Below are 15510 nucleotides of genomic sequence, written 5' to 3' on the forward strand. Positions count from 1 at the left end.
CTAGAATCAAAACATGACTGTCCCAGACCGGCCTGTAACTTTTTCTGCGCCTGTGCGCCACTTGATTACCGGAACCATCGTCAGCGACGGCGTGGTGATCGAAGATGGCCTGGTGGCGGTGGAGGACGACCGCATCGCCTTCGCCGGGCCGGCCGCCGAATTCCACGAAGCAGCCTTCGAAGGGTTCGAGGAAACTCCCCGGACCGATTTCCCTGCTGAGCGGTACATCGTTCCCGGATTCGTGGATGTGCACTGCCATGGAGGCAACGGAGGCGATTTCCCCGGAGCCGATGAATCCTCGGCACGCAAGGCCATCGATTTCCTGCACCGCTCCGGGACCACCACCCTCCTCGCCAGCATGGTCACCGCACCCCGGGAGGACCTGCTCCGCGGCATCGAGCTGTTCGTACGTTTGGCCGATGAAGGACTCGTCGCGGGAATCCACCTTGAGGGGCCTTTCCTCTCCCATGCCCGCTGCGGCGCGCAGAACCCTGCCTATCTGCTGGATCCGGACCTGGACCTCATGACCGAGCTGGTTGAAGCCGCTGCCGGCAAGCTGGCCACCATGACCTACGCCCCCGAGCTTCCCGGCGCCGCGGCACTCGTGGACTTGATGACGTTCCACGGAGTGACGCCTTCTCTCGGCCACACGGATTGCGATGACGCGACGGCGGCCGCCTCCCTCACTGCGGCGCGGGAGGGCTTGGAATCCGCTGGTTTCGACGGCGTCAGCTCCTTGCCGACTGTCACTCACTTGTTCAATGGCATGCCTCCTATGCACCACCGCTCCCCCGGCCCCGTGGCGGCCTCCCTTCGCACGGCCCAGGAGGGCAAGGCCGTGGTGGAACTGATAGCGGACGGCACCCACCTTGACCCGAGCACCGTCGCAACCGTTTTTCAGCTGGTAGGCGCCGCAAACGTCGTCCTTGTGACCGATTCAATGGCGGCGGCGGGACTCTCCGACGGAAACTACATGCTGGGCCCCTCGCCAGTGACCGTGACGGACGGCGTCGCTACTTTGGATGCGACGGGATCGATCGCCGGTGGCACTGCCACCATGCTCGACGTCGTCAGGCGCACCGTTGCGGCCGGTGTCGGGCTCGCCGACGCGGTTGCCTCGGCGACGGCGGTTCCCGCCGCGGTCCTGGGGCTCTCCGATGAACTCGGCGGCCTCCGCCGGGGCCTGCGGGCCGATCTCGTCGTCGTCGACAAAGAGCTTCAACTCGCGGGTGTATTGCGCAATGGGGATTGGCTGGCGTAGGGGGATTGGCCGAATTTGCAGGCTCCCAATGGCGCATCCAGTGGCGGGCGCGCTTTCTTCCGTTACCTTCTTTTTACTTAAAATTTGTCGGAATTCCCCAGCAGACCGTTGACCTCCAGTTTCCGCCATGAAAGTGTTGTAGCAGTCTTTGTGTAGGTGTGATTCATGCTCGCAAGACGTGTTGCGAGCGTGAAGCTCCTGCGAAGCCAACCAAGCCTTGCTTGGACGGACAACCAGGTCTTCTCGCGGAGTAACCAAGGCCGGCACGCGGTGTGCCGGACTTAATAGTTCCACAATGAGGAGAAACAAAAATGGCACTGGGCACCGTCAAGTGGTTCAACGCTGAAAAGGGCTTCGGCTTCATTACTCCGGACGACGCTGAAGGCGACGTCTTTGTCCACTACTCCGAGATCCAGACCGGCGGATTCCGCACCCTCGACGAGAACCAGCGTGTTCAGTTCGAGATCGGTCAGGGCGCAAAGGGCCCGCAGGCCACCGGCGTAACCGCCGTCTAGTTTGACTGCTTGAATTCTGCCTGGCAGATTCAGGGGAGGGGTTCCGCACAGGTTGCGGGACCCCTTTTCCGTTCCCAACTAACTCGCAGTTGTTGTCGTTATGGCGTCTCAAAACGACAACAAATGCGAGTCAGTTGGGGTTTCAGGCAACGAGGGTGCGGAGAAGCCTCGCTGTTTGCCGGACGGACAGCCCCGGCAAGTACGCCCTGCTTAGCGCGGCGCCGATCGCGGGAATCTCCAGGCTGTCTTGGTAATACATATACAAAGTCCTGTACTCCGGCTGGAACTTCGATTTGAAGCGGGCCAAAGAGCGGAATCCGTAAACAGGCTCCAAGGTCCTGCCAACGAGGTCGAGAATGCCCTCCAAGCCGGCTTCCCCGCCGGAGAATTCCTCGGTCTCCCCGGCCAAAGGCGAGCCCGAGAGAGAAATGACCTCCACTCCCTGTCTCAACTCGTAGACCGCCGAGGCAATCATGAATTCCATGATGCCGGGGAAGGCGTCGCTGCGCCGGCGCATGAAGTCCAGTGTCCAACTGATCACTTGGCCGTCACGGAACACCGGAAGCCAGCTGGTGACACCGTAGACAAACCCTTTGCTGTCGACAGCTATGCAGCAAAGCACTTCACCGTCCATCAGCTCGTCGAGGGAACCCAAGGTAAAGCCCATTTCAGGAACCTTTTTCCTGGCGGCCCACTCCTCCGACACTTCGCCGAGTTGGGAGCGGATGTGTTGCGGGAACTCCGAATAGCGCCCCCACCGGGCTTCAATCCCGGCCTTCAGTGCGCGGTTCCTGGCTGTACGGACGTTTTGCCACGCTTTGCCGGTGAACTCAAGGTCGCGGATGGATAGCCGGGTTTCCTGGGCAACCGCAATTCGGCGAAATCCCGTGGATTGCAGCATCGGCCACAATTCCTCAGTGCAGGAATAGAGGCACGGCACCAATGCATGGTGTGCGCAGTAGTCCAGGAATCCCTCGGTCGCGGCAGTGGCTTGCGCGGGATCACCGAACGGACCGGCAAGGGTCAATGCGACGTTTCCGTGCTGCTGGTAGGCAACACCGGCATCCATTCCGGGAGTGAACCAGAACTTGTTCGGCTCCCATAACGCCATCCAGGACAGGGACTCCCCGCCGCGCTTGACCAAATTCCTGGCCGCCAAGCGAGCCGGATCGTCACCGCCGGGGCCGTGCTGCCGTTTGAGAAGGAGCGTCCACACTGCGCCCATGGCCACAAGCCAGAAGATGATCCCCGACCACGCGAACAATATCGACTCGGCAGCGCTTCGCTCTGCGAACACGCGGCCGAAAGCCGTGGGAATGGGCAAGGGAAGATACTGTCGGGCGAGTTCGGCGATGAGGCCCAGGATGCCGCCGTCGTGCGCCAAACCGCCCGAGCCGAGCCACGCCCCGGTGTAGCCACTCGCCAAAATGAGCCACGTACCACCAACCAGCCAGGCCATCTTCCGGCGGAGCGGCGCCCTCGATCCCACCACAAAGTTGCCCCTGAACAGGAAAAGCAGAACCGCCAGGACCAGAGGAACCAGGGCGAGGGTCAGGATGTGGAACACCGCGGAGCCGATGACGACGGTACGGCCCCGTCCTGGAAAATGCGGAATGCTGGCAAACAGCACCAGGTAGGCAAGGGACAGCGCCACCACGCCAAGTTGCACGCCGATGGCGATTTTCAGGGCCAAGCGCCTTCCTTGGCGCATGCCCACCGCGCAGATCAGGAGAAGCAAGGCGGGTACCACCGCGAGGGCGACGCCGGCGGGCCCGGGATAGCCCTGGCGTCCAAGTTGAAGGCAGTTGATGTCCACGGTTCCACCGCAGTTCGCCTGCAATTGGTTGAGCGTGGGAACAGGGTTCAGGACCATTTCGCGCAGCAACGCCAGCGGCCCCGCGGGGCTCCTCACCGCACCCGCCACTAAGGGCCCGACGCCGAAAATCGCCACCATGAGGGACAGCAGGTTTCGCGTTTCACGCCTGGTCGCCCAGTGGCTCGGTTGAATGCCGTGGTCGAGCTGGAGCCACAGTCCGGCCCCCAGACCGAGCACCGCACCGGTCAGGGCCATCACAGCCGAGGGGTCGCCAACGTACAGGACCAAGAGAAGCGCCACGGACACGACAGTCGCCCTCAGGCGCCGACGCCACAGAGTCGGTAGAAGGCCACTGGCTGCCATCGAGACGAAGAGGGTCGCCGGAAGGGGCCCGGAGGTCCTGGCATCCATCATCCGTCCCAGCCAGCCGTCGTCGGCATAGGCTGCCAACTGGACCACCAGCAAAAAGGCCGTGACCGTGGCAAACTGCCCGCCAAAGAAGCCCGCCGCTGTGCGGAACCACCCCAGCTTGCGCTCTGAAGAACCCAACAACACGACCAACAACAATGAGCTCATGACGTAGTCGAGAGGGTTGGCGGCAAAAAACATCGAGGTCCAGATGGACCACCAGTCCCCCGACTTCAATCCTCCGCCGCTCACGCTCGAAAGATGCCGCAACACGTCAGGGCCGTACCCGAGATCGGAGTCGAAGATCGCCGGAGTGAGAAGGTAAAGCGCGAGCACAATCACCGTGAAGGGGATCGCGCCAATATGGGCAGCCACGTTGCCCAGGATGGCCCGGGCAAGGGCTGCCACCATCTTCCGGGCCGGCCTGGCATCTTCGGGGTCAGCCTGGTCCTTGGACAATTGGGCTTCCTGGGTACTCACTGGACGAGTCCCCACCGGGGCGCCAGGAATTCCATTGCCGAAGGAAGCTCCTGCACGGCCACGGCCCACGAATGGCCCGCTCCGGAAACTGGAGCATGCCTGATATCGAACCCGGAAGTAGTGGCGGCTGCCGCCAGCTCGGCGGCGTAGCGGACGAATTCGCCGTCCGCGGCCCCGACGGCGAAGAAGCCTGCATGGCCGTCGTAGCGCCGCTGTTTCATCAGGTTCAACGGCGTGAGGGCGTCGAAGGCGGCAGAGTCCCCGCCAAATGCGGTCTGGATGGTCCGCTGGCGATCAGGGCCAAGCGAAGGCTCCCGCTCTCCAGAGAAGGCGATGAAGGAAGGGTAGATTTCCGGATGCAGCGTGGTCATCTGAACGGCACAAGTTGCACCGAAGGAGAACCCGCCGACCGCCCACTTCCTTGGGTCGGCGGAAACCTCGAGCGTCGAGTTGATCCAGCGCGGAACGTCGATCGCGAGGTAGGTGTCGGCACGCCCGATCCGGCTATCCATGCACATGGTGTTTGCGGTATCCGACCCGTTTGGATCGACCACGACGACGACGGGCGCCACGCCTCCGTGCCGGGCGGCGAAGGAATTCATTGCCTGTTCAAGCAGGCCTCCGGTCAGCCAATCGGCGGGACGTCCGGGCTGGCCGGCAAACAGGACGAGCACGGGAAGTTGGCTGCGATCAGCGGCTTGATATGCCGGTGGCAGGTAGAGGAAAGCGTCCTGGGCCTTGAAGCCGGATTCGATTCCGGGAATCGATGCCCTGCGGACTATTCCCCCGTCAGGCAGTGAGACGGGCAGGGTCCGGGAAAAACCCCTTTTGAGCCCTTCCTCAAGCTGGGGGATCCGTCCCACATTGTGGCCCAAGAGATCAGCCGCCGTGTGATTGAGCCCGAAGTAGCTGTTGATCTGCAGGGCGGCGAGGAGCAGCACGGCGACGAACGAGACCCCTGCGGCGCTCCTGCCGCGCCACGACGAACGAGGAAGCCGAAAAAGGAAGAGGGCCAGTGCGGAGAAGGCAACCGTCGACCAAGCGAGGACGTCGAAGGGGAGATCCTCCGGGAATACGGTCAGGACGTTGACGAGCAGCCAATGGATGACCGAGACAACTCCACTTGCCACGACAAGCGACACAACTATGGAAAGCAACCAGCGCCGGTCTCGTCGCAGGAGCAGGAGGAATGCGCTCCCCGCAATTCCAGTGCCAAGGATGGTCCAATAGAACGGACCATCAACAAGGCTTAGGTTGTACAGGAATTCCACTGTCCTCAGCGCCAGGTGCCGACGCCCACCACAGGGCCGGCCTCCAGCCAGGACGACAACCCGGCGTAGGCATCAAATCTCATTGCCAGCATGAACGATTGGCCTTCATGCTGGAGTTCGACTACCACGACGTCGGGCTGAAGCCTCGTCCGTTCTTCCTCCGTGGGCTTCCGACGGCCCAAGAGCTCCAAGGAGCTGCGGCGGAAGCTGTGTTTCGGACGGAAGCTAAGCGAGAGCAGGCGAAACCACTCGAGCTCCGAGTCCTGATAACGACAAACCCCCATCCGCCAGCTGTTTCCAGCCGTGCAAATGGAGGCGTCGACTGTGCCCAGGGCGCGCCGCAAATTGAAGCGGCGCACCCCGACGAGGCACAGTGTAAAAATCAGCAACGCAAACGCCGTTGCCAAGGCGATGAACGGAATAGCAGAATCGTCCATCAAGGTCTTGCTATCGGATCCCCGCAGTAGCTGAATCGCCCAGCTGGGCGTTGTCAGCGACGATCACCACGCGGTTGTTGTCGACGGAGAAGAATCCGCCGTCCACAACTACTGCAAGGCGGTCTCCGGTAACCGGCTCGATGGCCAGCTCGCCCGCGGCCAGAATGGCGAGGAGCGGCGAGTGGCCCGGCAGGATCCCGATTTCACCATCGCTGGTGCGGGCCTTGACCATCTTGGCCGCACCGGACCACACAAAGTGGTCCGCTGCGACAATCTCAACCTCGAGCTCAGCCATACTACTTGGTCTGTTCCTGGATCTTGGCCCACTGGCGCTCGACGTCATCCAGGCCGCCGACGTTGAAGAACGCCTGCTCTGCGATATGGTCCAGCTCGCCGTCGCAAATCGCCGTGAAGCCTTCCACGGTGTCCTTGATGGACACGGTGGAGCCCTCGACGCCGGTGAACTGCTTGGCGGTGTAGGTGTTCTGGGACAGGAACTGCTGGATGCGGCGTGCACGCGACACGACGATCTTGTCTTCTTCGGACAGTTCGTCAACGCCGAGGATGGCGATGATGTCCTGGAGTTCCTTGTTCTTCTGCAGGATCTGCTTCACACGGACAGCCGTGTTGTAGTGGTCCTTGCCGATGTACTGCGGGTCCAGGATTCGGGACGTCGACGTCAGCGGGTCAACGGCCGGGTACAGACCACGAGAGGCGATTTCACGGGAAAGTTCCGTGGTCGCGTCGAGGTGTGCGAAGGTCGTTGCCGGAGCCGGGTCGGTGTAGTCATCAGCAGGCACGTAGATGGCCTGCATCGACGTGATCGAGTGGCCCTTGGTCGAGGTGATGCGCTCCTGAAGGAGGCCCATCTCGTCGGCGAGGTTCGGCTGGTAACCAACTGCGGACGGCATGCGGCCGAGCAGGGTGGAGACCTCGGAACCGGCCTGGGTGAAGCGGAAAATGTTGTCGATGAAGAGCAACACGTCCTGGTTCTGCACATCGCGGAAGTACTCCGCCATAGTGAGCGCAGACAGGGCGACCCTCAAGCGCGTTCCCGGCGGTTCGTCCATCTGGCCGAATACAAGGGCGGTGTCCTTGAGGACGCCCGCCTCTTCCATTTCAACCCAGAGGTCGTTGCCTTCACGAGTACGCTCGCCGACACCGGCGAACACCGAGGTACCACCGAAGTTGCGGGCGACACGAGTGATCATTTCCTGGATCAGAACAGTCTTGCCGACACCGGCGCCACCGAACAGACCGATCTTTCCACCCTTGATGTACGGGGTGAGAAGGTCGATGACCTTGATGCCGGTCTCGAGCATCTCCGTGGAGCCCTCGAGGGACGCGAAGGCCGGAGCCTTGCGGTGGATCGGCCAGTAAGCGTCCGCGTTGATCTCGGACTCGTCAACGTCCAGCGGCTTGCCGAGAACGTTGAAGATGTGGCCCTTGACGCCGTCGCCGACAGGCACGGAGATCGGGGCGCCGGTGTCCTGCACGGAGGTGCCGCGGACGAGTCCGTCGGTGGCCTGCAGGGAGATAGCGCGGACGAGGTTGTCACCCAGGTGCTGGGAGGTCTCGAACGTGATGGTCTTGGTCTCACCGTTGAGGGTTACCTCGGTGGTAAGCGCATGGTAGATCGACGGGATTGCGTCAGCCGGGAATTCGACGTCGACAACCGGGCCAATGACACGGGCAATGCGGCCGGTTGCGCCGGCCGTTGCAGCTGCGTGCTCGGTAGCGGTGGCAGTCATCTCTCTCACTTCACTCAGTAGATGGCGTGGGGTTAAGTTTATCTATTTGGTGCAGGTGTAGCTTGCGCCGAACCATGCACCGGCAACTACGCGCTCAGGGCGTCGGCGCCGGCCACGATTTCGGAAAGCTCCTGCGTGATCTCAGCCTGGCGGGCCGTGTTGCGCAGACGCGTGTACTTCTTGATCAGTTCGGTCGCGTTGTCGCCTGCCGACTTCATGGCGCGCTGGCGGGCGGCGAGCTCGGAAGCTGCTGCCTGCAGCATTGCTGCGAAGATGCGGGACTCGATGTAACGCGGAAGCAGTGCGTCAAGCACCTGCTCCGATTCCGGTTCGAACTCGTACAGCGGCAAAAGCTCGGACTCAGTGACCGCTTGCTCTTCAACTTCGAGAGGCAGCAGACGGACAACTGTGGGCTCCTGCGTCACCATCGACTTGAAGCGGGTGTAAACAACGTGGATTTCATCCACGCCACCCTCAGCGAAGTCGTTGGCGAACTCTTCGAGAAGAGCGGCGCCGACTTCCTTGGCAGTCTCGAATTCCGGTGCGTCCGTTCCGCCGGTCCACACGCGGGAGTACGAACGGCTGCGGAAGTCGAAGTATGCCTGGGCCTTGCGGCCAACCAGGTAGGTCTTGACTTCCTTGCCCTCTGCCCGGAGAAGCTCGTTGAGACCTTCGGCCTTCTTGAGCACGCTTGCGGAGTAAGAACCAGCCAGGCCACGGTCCGAGGTGATAACCAGGACTGCGGCACGGCGGATCTGCTCGGGCTCGGTGACTAGCGGGTGATCGATTTCGCTCTGGCTTGCGACAGCAGAAACAGCACGGGTAATCGCGTTTGCGTAGGGCGTCGAAGCTGCAACGCGGGCGCGGGCCTTACCGATGCGCGAGGTAGCGATCAGTTCCATCGCCTTGAAGATCTTGCGCATCGACGTCGTCGAGCTGATCTTCTGGCGGTAGACCCGGATCTGGGCTCCCATACATTTCCTTTCCTAAGATCCCGATGGATCAGCGGCTAAGGCTTTGGCGAAGGCCCCGGGCCTGCGGATTCCGCAGGCCCGGGAACCAATGCTCTAGCGCTTCTGCTTGACGATCTTTTCCTGGTCGACTTCGCCGCCGGAAATCGCTTCGTGCTCTTCGTGGCCGGCACCAACCAAGCGGTTGTCGCCTTCTCCGAAGAAGCCCTTCTTGAAGTCGATGATCGAGGACTTCAGCGCTTCAGCGGTGTCGTCGTCCAGGACGTTGGTCTGCGCCAGCGTGGTCAGGATGGAGGACTTGTGCTTGAGGTGCTCCAGGAACTCGGACTCGAAACGGCTGACATCCTCAACCGGAACATCGTCCAAGTAGCCCTTCGTACCGGCCCAGATGGATACAACCTGGTCCTCGACCGGGAACGGCGAGTACTGGCCCTGCTTGAGCAGTTCCATCAGGCGGGCGCCACGGGTCAGCTGCTGGCGTGAAGCCGCGTCGAGGTCGGACGCGAACATCGCGAACGCCTGCATGTCGCGGTACTGCGCCAGGTCCAGCTTCAAGGTACCGGAGACCTTCTTCATGGACTTGACCTGTGCCGCACCACCAACACGGGACACGGACACACCGACGTCAACAGCGGGGCGCTGGTTGGCGTTGAAGAGGTCCGACTGCAGGAAGATCTGGCCGTCGGTGATGGAGATGACGTTGGTCGGGATGTAAGCCGAAACGTCGTTCGCCTTGGTTTCGACGATCGGAAGACCGGTCATCGAGCCTGCGCCCAGCTCGTCGGAGAGCTTGGCACAACGCTCCAGCAGGCGGGAGTGCAAGTAGAAAACGTCACCCGGGTACGCTTCGCGTCCCGGCGGACGGCGGAGCAGCAGCGACACTGCGCGGTAGGCTTCGGCCTGCTTCGACAGATCATCGAAGATCACCAGTACGTGCTTGCCGCCGTACATCCAGTGCTGGCCGATGGCCGAGCCGGCGTACGGAGCCAAGTACTTGAAGCCGGCGGGGTCGGATGCCGGGGAAGCCACGATGGTGGTGTATTCCAGCGCGCCGTGGTCTTCCAGGGTCTGGCGGACAGCGGCAATGGTGGAAGCCTTCTGGCCGACACCGACGTAAACGCAGCGCACCTGCTTGGTGACATCGCCCGAAGCCCAGTTGGCCTTCTGGTTGATGATGGTGTCCACGGCGATGGCAGTCTTGCCGGTCTGGCGGTCACCGATGATCAGCTGGCGCTGGCCGCGGCCGATCGGAATCATGGCGTCGATAGCCTTGAGACCGGTCTGCATGGGCTCGTGGACCGACTTACGCTGGGTAACGCCCGGAGCCTGGAGTTCCAGTGCACGGGTGGTCTCGGCTTTGATCTCGCCGAGGTCGTCGATCGGCATGCCCAGTGGGTCGACTACGCGGCCCAGGAAGGCGTCGCCTACCGGGACGGACAGGATTTCACCGGTGCGGTGGACTTCCTGGCCTTCTTCGATGCCGGTGAAGTCACCGAGGATGATGACGCCGATTTCGCGGACGTCGAGGTTCTGGGCCAAGCCCAGGGTGCCGTCTTCGAAGCGAAGCAGCTCGTTCGCCATGACCGAGGGAAGGCCCTCAACACGGGCGATGCCGTCACTTGCGGCGGTCACGCGGCCGACCTCTACGCGCTCTGCGTTTCCGGGTTCGTAGGACGCCGCGAACTCGTTCAACGCATTACGGACGTCGTCGGCGTTGATGGTCAATTCGGCCATCTGCAGTCCCTGCTCTCCTGTTTTCGTGATCATCGTTGCTCACGATGACCGGTGTTTGTATCAGTTAAGTTGTGCTTTTCTGGCTAGCCAGCGAGTTGCCGGCGGAGCTCGGACAGGCGGGCTACGACGGAAGCATCAAGTACTTCGTCTCCCACCTGGACCCGGATTCCACCGATCAGCGTCGGATCAACGCTGATGTTGACCTTCAGCTCGCGGCCGTAGAGGGCATCAAGCCCGGCCTGCAGACGGCTGGCCTGCGCATCCGTCAACGGACGGGTAACGCGGACAGTTGCGATCCAGCGCTGCTGGCGCTTGGCTGCAAGCTTGGCGAAATTGTCGATGAGCTTGCTCGGCTTGACGCCGCGCGGCTGCGACACGGCCTGGCCGATGAGGAGCTGGGCTTCCGGGCTTGCACCAGGAAGCAGCTTCTCCGCCAGACTGATCTTGGCCGCAGCACTTGCCTGCGACTCTCCCAGAGCACGTTGTACCTCGTGGCTGGAAGCAACGGTCTGGTTGAAAGCAAACAGATCGTTTTCCAGCTCTTCCAGCCCCGTGATTCCGGAGGCAGAAACGGCCGACTTGTTTTCAGCCACGGCAATGACCACCGTGGCGGCAAGAGTCTCGAGTGCATCGCCGATATCGCGTGCCGATGCCCAGCGCAAGCTGGCCAATCCACTCGCGATTTCCGCAGCATCAGCGGAGACTTTTCCGCCAACCAGCTGCTTGACCAGCGCCGACTTTTCTTCTCCGCTGCGGGAGGGGTCAGTCAGGGCGCGGCGCAAGCCAGCCGAGCTGTCCACCGTTCCCAGGATTCCGAAGAGGTCCTTAGCCAACTGCAGCGAGGCCGTCGGAAGCGTGGCTTCCAACTGCTCCAGCGCCTTGGTCAGCGATTCGCTCGATACACCTGCCATTACTTAGCTGCACCTGCGCTCTGGGTCTCCAGATCTGCGAGGAAGCGGTCCACCACGCGGGCGGCACGCTCGTCATCGCTGAGCGATTCGCCAACGATGCGCTCTGCCAATGTCGTGGCCAGGGTACCCACCTCGGAACGCAGGGAGACAACAGCTGCCTGGCGCTCTGATTCGATCTGGGCGTACGCCTGCTCGGTGATGCGAGCCGACTCGGCTGCTGCCTTGGTCTTCAGCTCCGCAAGGATCTGGGCACCTTCGGCTCGAGCTTCTTCGCGGATGCGGTTGGCTTCGGCGCGGGCATCGTGGAGCTGCTGCTTGTACTCTTCGAGAGCTGCAGAAGCTTCTGCCTGGGCCTTTTCAGCCTTGGCAATGCCGCCCTCAATCGCCTCTGCGCGCTCGGCGAAAGTCTTCTCGAACATCGGGACAACAAACTTGACCACGATGTAAAAGAGGACCGCAAAGCCAGCGAGGACGACGCCCATTTCCCAGACGTTGGGAACGAGCGGATTAGCCGACTCGGCGGCACCTTGAGCGGCGGCTGAGATGATCTGCTGATTCATATTTCACCCGTCCTTATCTACTCGGTTCTGAATGTTCGCTTGGTTCTTAGCGGTTTACTTGAGAACGAAAGCGAAGACCAGGCCGAGGATGGCGAGGGCTTCCGTCAGAGCCAGACCAAGGAACGCGATCGGCTGGAGCACGCGCTGGGCTTCCGGCTGACGTGCAACACCGTTGATGTAAGCAGCAAATACGAGACCCACACCGATACCACCGCCGATTGCGGAGAGACCGTAGCCAATGAGGTTAAGGGAGCCGTTGATATCGCCGTTCATTGTTTTCCTTTCAAGATGCCGCAGTCGCGGCAGGTTGTTTGGTTTGCTTCAACCCCCGGAGGGGAAGATTGAGGGGTTGTGCCTAGTGGCTGTCGGCGTGGAGCGCGCCTTCAATGTAGATCGCAGTCAGAAGCGTGAAGACATACGCCTGCAGCACCATGATCAGGGCTTCGAGCATGTACATGGCGACTGCGCCAACGAGCACCAGCACGGACGCGCCCTTGAGAAGGACGTTTTCCTGCATGACGAGGAACTCAATGCCGGAGCCGGCGATCATCACGATGAGGTGACCTGCCATCATGGTGGCGAAGAGACGAAGGCTGTGGGTGACCGGCCGGACCATGAAGTTGGAGATGATCTCGATCGGCACGACGATCGGCAGGATGTACCACGGAACACCGGAAGGAACAGTGGCCAGCTTGAAGTACTTCAGGCCGTTCTTCTTGATGCCGATGCCGATCCAGGTGACGTACACAACTGCGGCCAGCACATAGGCCCCGCCGACGTGCGAGAAGCTCGGAAGCTGGATCACGGGAATGGCGCCGTAGATGTTGTTCACCAGGATGAAGAAGAACAGCGAGAACAGAAGGGGCACGAACTTCATGAAGTCGCGTCCGCCGATAATGTCCTTGGCGATGCTGTTGCGGACGAAGCCGTAGGCCATCTCGCCCGCGAACTGCAGCTTGCCGGGAACCAGCTGCTGCTTGCGCGCAGCAAGGATGAAGAATGTAGCGATAAGGACGACCGACAGGATCACCAGCAACATCTGCTTGGAGAAGCCATCGCTCGCACCCCACGGCAGGATAGCCGGCAGGTGCATTTGGTCGATTCCGGGAGGAGTGAAGGTCCCTGAATCCTGGGCCGGGAGCGCAAGCGCGATCAACGCGTTTCCTCTCTGCAGTGTCCATCATTGGGCGTTGTTGAGGATCCGGCCGCGTTTCTTGCAGCCATTTCCCGTGTGAAATTATTTGGCATTACTGTCCCCGTCCTGGGACGGACCACTGTCTGCTTTGCTTCCACCGGAAGACGAGCGATGACTTGTGAGGCCGTGCATATGGGAAAGATAGAACCCTCCTGCGGCTCCAAGCAGAGCGCCAAGGAGCACAATCCAGCGAGTCCCCCACAGATTATCCAGACCCCAGCCTATCAAACTCCAGACTATGATTCCGCCAACAATATAGCTGAAGACGGCGATGCCGGCGTTGTATCCGCCGTCGCTTCCGTCGCTCACTTGCTCAGTGGAATCGCCGGGTTTTGGGGCATTGGGCGTAGCGGAGCGTCGCTTGTTCCTAGGAGTGAACATCGTCGCCCCCTTTGCCTGCTGCGGGGTCGTTGTAGATCTGGAGCCGGGCCTTGCTGAAGCCGTAGATCTCGGCGGCTTGCCATGAGACAACCGTGACGACGGCGCCGATCACGAACCAGCGTCCGTGCAGCCATGCGGGGGCTCCCAACACGAACAGCACCACCGCGAAGCCGACGACCTTGACAAAATAGCTGGCAACGAAAAGGCCAACCGCGCCGGAGGGGTTATCCCTGCCGACAAAATGGCCGATCAAGAGGCTGATGGCAAAAAAAGCCATCACGATCGCACCGCCGAATGCGGCAGAAAGCACTCCTACGCCACCGTTCATGACCGCCGCAACAGCCGCCGTCGCAGCGAGAGCCGCCACCGCCGTCGTCGAGCTGAGGAAAAGAAGCCGCAGCCACAGCGAAGAGGTGGAGCGGGGGGCAGCAACGCCGCTCGAGTCGGACTGCTGTCCGCCGGCGTTGGTGGTCATGGGGATGCCAATCGTCGTGGCAAAAATGCCAAAGTCTCAAAAAGGGTGGGTGCGCGGGCGAGTGACTGTCCGCCCTAGAATTCTACATGAGATAGAACTGTGATGTTAACGCCTTCGTCACACACCGTCTACTGGACGGCGCGCCCTTTTCGGACGAAGTATGGCCAGGCTGTTACTCCGGCCATGATCAGCGCGGCCACGATGTCGACCGTGAGGACCATCTGCCACGGGAAAATGGCAAACGCGAGGCCTCCGAACGCCAGAATGCAGGTCCAGACGTACATCATCAGCACCGCCGTGCGGTGGGTGTGGCCGAGCTCGATGAGCTTGTGGTGCAAGTGACCGCGGTCAGCCGACCAGGGCGATTGGCCGCGAGCGGTCCGTCGCAACACCGCCAGTCCTAGGTCCAGCAACGGTAGCGACAGGATGGCGAACGGCAGAAGGATTGGCACGATGGTCGGAATACCATTGGCGCGGTCGTACAGTCCTGAACTGATCTGGCCCGTTGACACCACACCGGCCGAAGCCATCACGAGGCCCAGAAGCATGGCGCCGGAATCGCCCATGAAGATTTTGGCCGGGAACCAGTTATGCGGCAGGAATCCGATGCAACAACCCACGATGATCGCCATCAGCAGCGCCGCCAGATCCGAGCGGTCCGTGAGCGTTGCATTGCGGTGGACCCAATACGCCGTCAGGAAGAACGCAACCCCGCCGATTGCGGCGACGCCGGCCGCCAGGCCATCGAGGCCGTCGATGAAATTGACTGCGTTCATGGTGGTCACGATGAGGAGCGCGGTCAGGACGATCCGCAACGGCTCCGCCTCAATCCGTATGGGTTCCGGAACAAACGGAATCACGGACATCTGCACTCCCCAGACCGCAACGATCGTAGCGGCCGTGCATTGGCCGATCAGTTTGACCCACCAGCGGATGTCCATCACGTCATCGGCGACACCCACCGCCACGATCACAAGGGCACCTGCCAGGATTCCCCACGGCGCACCGTTCCCGTGGAATATGTCCTTCACGAAGAACGAATTGCTGGCTACCACGAGGGCCACGGCAAAGCCTGCGAAGAGTCCCAGGCCACCGAGTCGGGAAATCGGCACCGAGTGCATATCCCGGCTGCGGATGGGGGCGAAAAGCCGAAGTTTGTTGCCCATCTGGCGGGCTACCCACGTAGCGAGGTACGACACGACGGCAGCCGTGAGCATCATGAGCGAATACATGATCACGTGGCGGCTCCTGTTGGCGGTGGCGGTGGATTCTGTCCCTGGCGACTAGCTGCCGGCACAACACCTGCAACACCTCTGCGCACCGCCGAATATTGCTGTACTACAG

General features: G+C 61.6%; 16 protein-coding genes. 2 read left to right on the forward strand and 14 right to left on the reverse strand.

Annotated features, from left to right (window positions below; genetic code table 11):
- Positions 1–13 precede the first annotated feature (13 nt).
- Together nagA and ACSKT0_RS16560 are read left to right on the forward strand one after the other, a co-directional pair.
- Positions 14–1261 (forward strand): N-acetylglucosamine-6-phosphate deacetylase, encoded by a 1248-nt coding sequence (nagA, locus tag ACSKT0_RS16555; protein WP_437770754.1) that lies wholly within the window; start codon positions 14–16, stop codon positions 1259–1261.
- 311 nt (positions 1262–1572) lie between these two features.
- Positions 1573–1776: a cold-shock protein gene (locus ACSKT0_RS16560; protein ID WP_028264741.1), complete on the forward strand. Its 204-nt coding sequence runs from the start codon at positions 1573–1575 to the stop codon at positions 1774–1776.
- Between the two features lie 142 nt (positions 1777–1918).
- Here the strand turns inward: ACSKT0_RS16560 and ACSKT0_RS16565 are convergent, their stop codons facing one another.
- The 14 genes from ACSKT0_RS16565 to ACSKT0_RS16630 form a co-directional block, all read right to left on the reverse strand.
- Positions 1919–4411: a bifunctional lysylphosphatidylglycerol flippase/synthetase MprF gene (locus tag ACSKT0_RS16565; RefSeq protein ID WP_437774059.1), complete on the reverse strand. Its 2493-nt coding sequence runs from the start codon at positions 4409–4411 to the stop codon at positions 1919–1921.
- A 65-nt stretch (positions 4412–4476) separates the two neighbouring features.
- A complete protein-coding gene (locus ACSKT0_RS16570; protein ID WP_437770755.1) occupies positions 4477–5751 on the reverse strand; it encodes an alpha/beta hydrolase in 1275 nt (424 codons plus the stop codon).
- Between the two features lie 5 nt (positions 5752–5756).
- Positions 5757–6188, reverse strand: a complete 432-nt coding sequence (locus tag ACSKT0_RS16575) for a DUF2550 domain-containing protein (protein WP_437770756.1) — start codon at positions 6186–6188, stop codon at positions 5757–5759.
- Between the two features lie 10 nt (positions 6189–6198).
- The gene (locus tag ACSKT0_RS16580) at positions 6199–6483 is read right to left on the reverse strand and encodes a F0F1 ATP synthase subunit epsilon (protein WP_059387616.1); all 285 of its coding nucleotides are present in this window, start codon (positions 6481–6483) and stop codon (positions 6199–6201) included.
- Between the two features lies 1 nt (position 6484).
- A complete protein-coding gene (gene atpD, locus ACSKT0_RS16585) occupies positions 6485–7939 on the reverse strand; it encodes a F0F1 ATP synthase subunit beta (protein WP_284984685.1) in 1455 nt (484 codons plus the stop codon).
- An 86-nt stretch (positions 7940–8025) separates the two neighbouring features.
- Positions 8026–8913, reverse strand: a complete 888-nt coding sequence (locus ACSKT0_RS16590) for a F0F1 ATP synthase subunit gamma (RefSeq protein ID WP_236811718.1) — start codon at positions 8911–8913, stop codon at positions 8026–8028.
- A gap of 93 nt (positions 8914–9006) precedes the next feature.
- Entirely contained in the window at positions 9007–10644 is a 1638-nt protein-coding gene (gene atpA / locus ACSKT0_RS16595) for a F0F1 ATP synthase subunit alpha (RefSeq protein ID WP_234748626.1), read from the reverse strand.
- An 83-nt stretch (positions 10645–10727) separates the two neighbouring features.
- Positions 10728–11555, reverse strand: a complete 828-nt coding sequence (locus ACSKT0_RS16600) for a F0F1 ATP synthase subunit delta (RefSeq protein WP_234747860.1) — start codon at positions 11553–11555, stop codon at positions 10728–10730.
- A complete protein-coding gene (locus tag ACSKT0_RS16605; RefSeq protein WP_236811722.1) occupies positions 11555–12115 on the reverse strand; it encodes a F0F1 ATP synthase subunit B in 561 nt (186 codons plus the stop codon). The genes ACSKT0_RS16600 and ACSKT0_RS16605 overlap by 1 nt, the downstream gene beginning before the upstream one ends.
- Before the next feature lie 54 nt (positions 12116–12169).
- On the reverse strand, positions 12170–12388 hold the full coding sequence (gene atpE / locus ACSKT0_RS16610) for an ATP synthase F0 subunit C (RefSeq protein ID WP_028264751.1): 219 nt from the start codon (positions 12386–12388) through the stop codon (positions 12170–12172).
- A gap of 82 nt (positions 12389–12470) precedes the next feature.
- Positions 12471–13271, reverse strand: coding sequence for a F0F1 ATP synthase subunit A (gene atpB, locus ACSKT0_RS16615; protein WP_236811724.1), 801 nt, complete (start codon positions 13269–13271; stop codon positions 12471–12473).
- An 81-nt stretch (positions 13272–13352) separates the two neighbouring features.
- The gene (locus tag ACSKT0_RS16620; RefSeq protein WP_345452836.1) at positions 13353–13691 is read right to left on the reverse strand and encodes a hypothetical protein; all 339 of its coding nucleotides are present in this window, start codon (positions 13689–13691) and stop codon (positions 13353–13355) included.
- Complete coding sequence (locus ACSKT0_RS16625) at positions 13678–14166, reverse strand: hypothetical protein (RefSeq protein WP_437770757.1); 489 nt, start codon at positions 14164–14166, stop codon at positions 13678–13680. The genes ACSKT0_RS16620 and ACSKT0_RS16625 overlap by 14 nt, the downstream gene beginning before the upstream one ends.
- Before the next feature lie 128 nt (positions 14167–14294).
- Complete coding sequence (locus tag ACSKT0_RS16630; RefSeq protein ID WP_437770758.1) at positions 14295–15404, reverse strand: MraY family glycosyltransferase; 1110 nt, start codon at positions 15402–15404, stop codon at positions 14295–14297.
- Positions 15405–15510 lie beyond the last annotated feature (106 nt).

This window comes from Arthrobacter sp. KNU40 (assembly GCF_051515115.1).
Taxonomy (GTDB): domain Bacteria; phylum Actinomycetota; class Actinomycetes; order Actinomycetales; family Micrococcaceae; genus Arthrobacter.

Bases quoted from the DNA above. Each gene is read 5' to 3' on its own strand.
- nagA (WP_437770754.1), top strand. From the start codon at position 14: ATGACTGTCCCAGACCGGCCTGTAACTTTTTCTGCGCCTGTGCGCCAC.
- ACSKT0_RS16560 (WP_028264741.1), top strand. From the start codon at position 1,573: ATGGCACTGGGCACCGTCAAGTGGTTCAACGCTGAAAAGGGCTTCGGC.
- ACSKT0_RS16565 (WP_437774059.1), bottom strand. From the start codon at position 4,411: ATGGTGGCAGCCCTTGCCCGGGCCATCCTGGGCAACGTGGCTGCCCAT.
- ACSKT0_RS16575 (WP_437770756.1), bottom strand. From the start codon at position 6,188: ATGGACGATTCTGCTATTCCGTTCATCGCCTTGGCAACGGCGTTTGCG.
- ACSKT0_RS16580 (WP_059387616.1), bottom strand. From the start codon at position 6,483: ATGGCTGAGCTCGAGGTTGAGATTGTCGCAGCGGACCACTTTGTGTGG.
- atpD (WP_284984685.1), bottom strand. From the start codon at position 7,939: ATGACTGCCACCGCTACCGAGCACGCAGCTGCAACGGCCGGCGCAACC.
- ACSKT0_RS16590 (WP_236811718.1), bottom strand. From the start codon at position 8,913: ATGGGAGCCCAGATCCGGGTCTACCGCCAGAAGATCAGCTCGACGACG.
- atpA (WP_234748626.1), bottom strand. From the start codon at position 10,644: ATGGCCGAATTGACCATCAACGCCGACGACGTCCGTAATGCGTTGAAC.
- ACSKT0_RS16600 (WP_234747860.1), bottom strand. From the start codon at position 11,555: ATGGCAGGTGTATCGAGCGAATCGCTGACCAAGGCGCTGGAGCAGTTG.
- ACSKT0_RS16605 (WP_236811722.1), bottom strand. From the start codon at position 12,115: ATGAATCAGCAGATCATCTCAGCCGCCGCTCAAGGTGCCGCCGAGTCG.
- atpE (WP_028264751.1), bottom strand. From the start codon at position 12,388: ATGAACGGCGATATCAACGGCTCCCTTAACCTCATTGGCTACGGTCTC.
- ACSKT0_RS16620 (WP_345452836.1), bottom strand. From the start codon at position 13,691: ATGTTCACTCCTAGGAACAAGCGACGCTCCGCTACGCCCAATGCCCCA.
- ACSKT0_RS16625 (WP_437770757.1), bottom strand. From the start codon at position 14,166: ATGACCACCAACGCCGGCGGACAGCAGTCCGACTCGAGCGGCGTTGCT.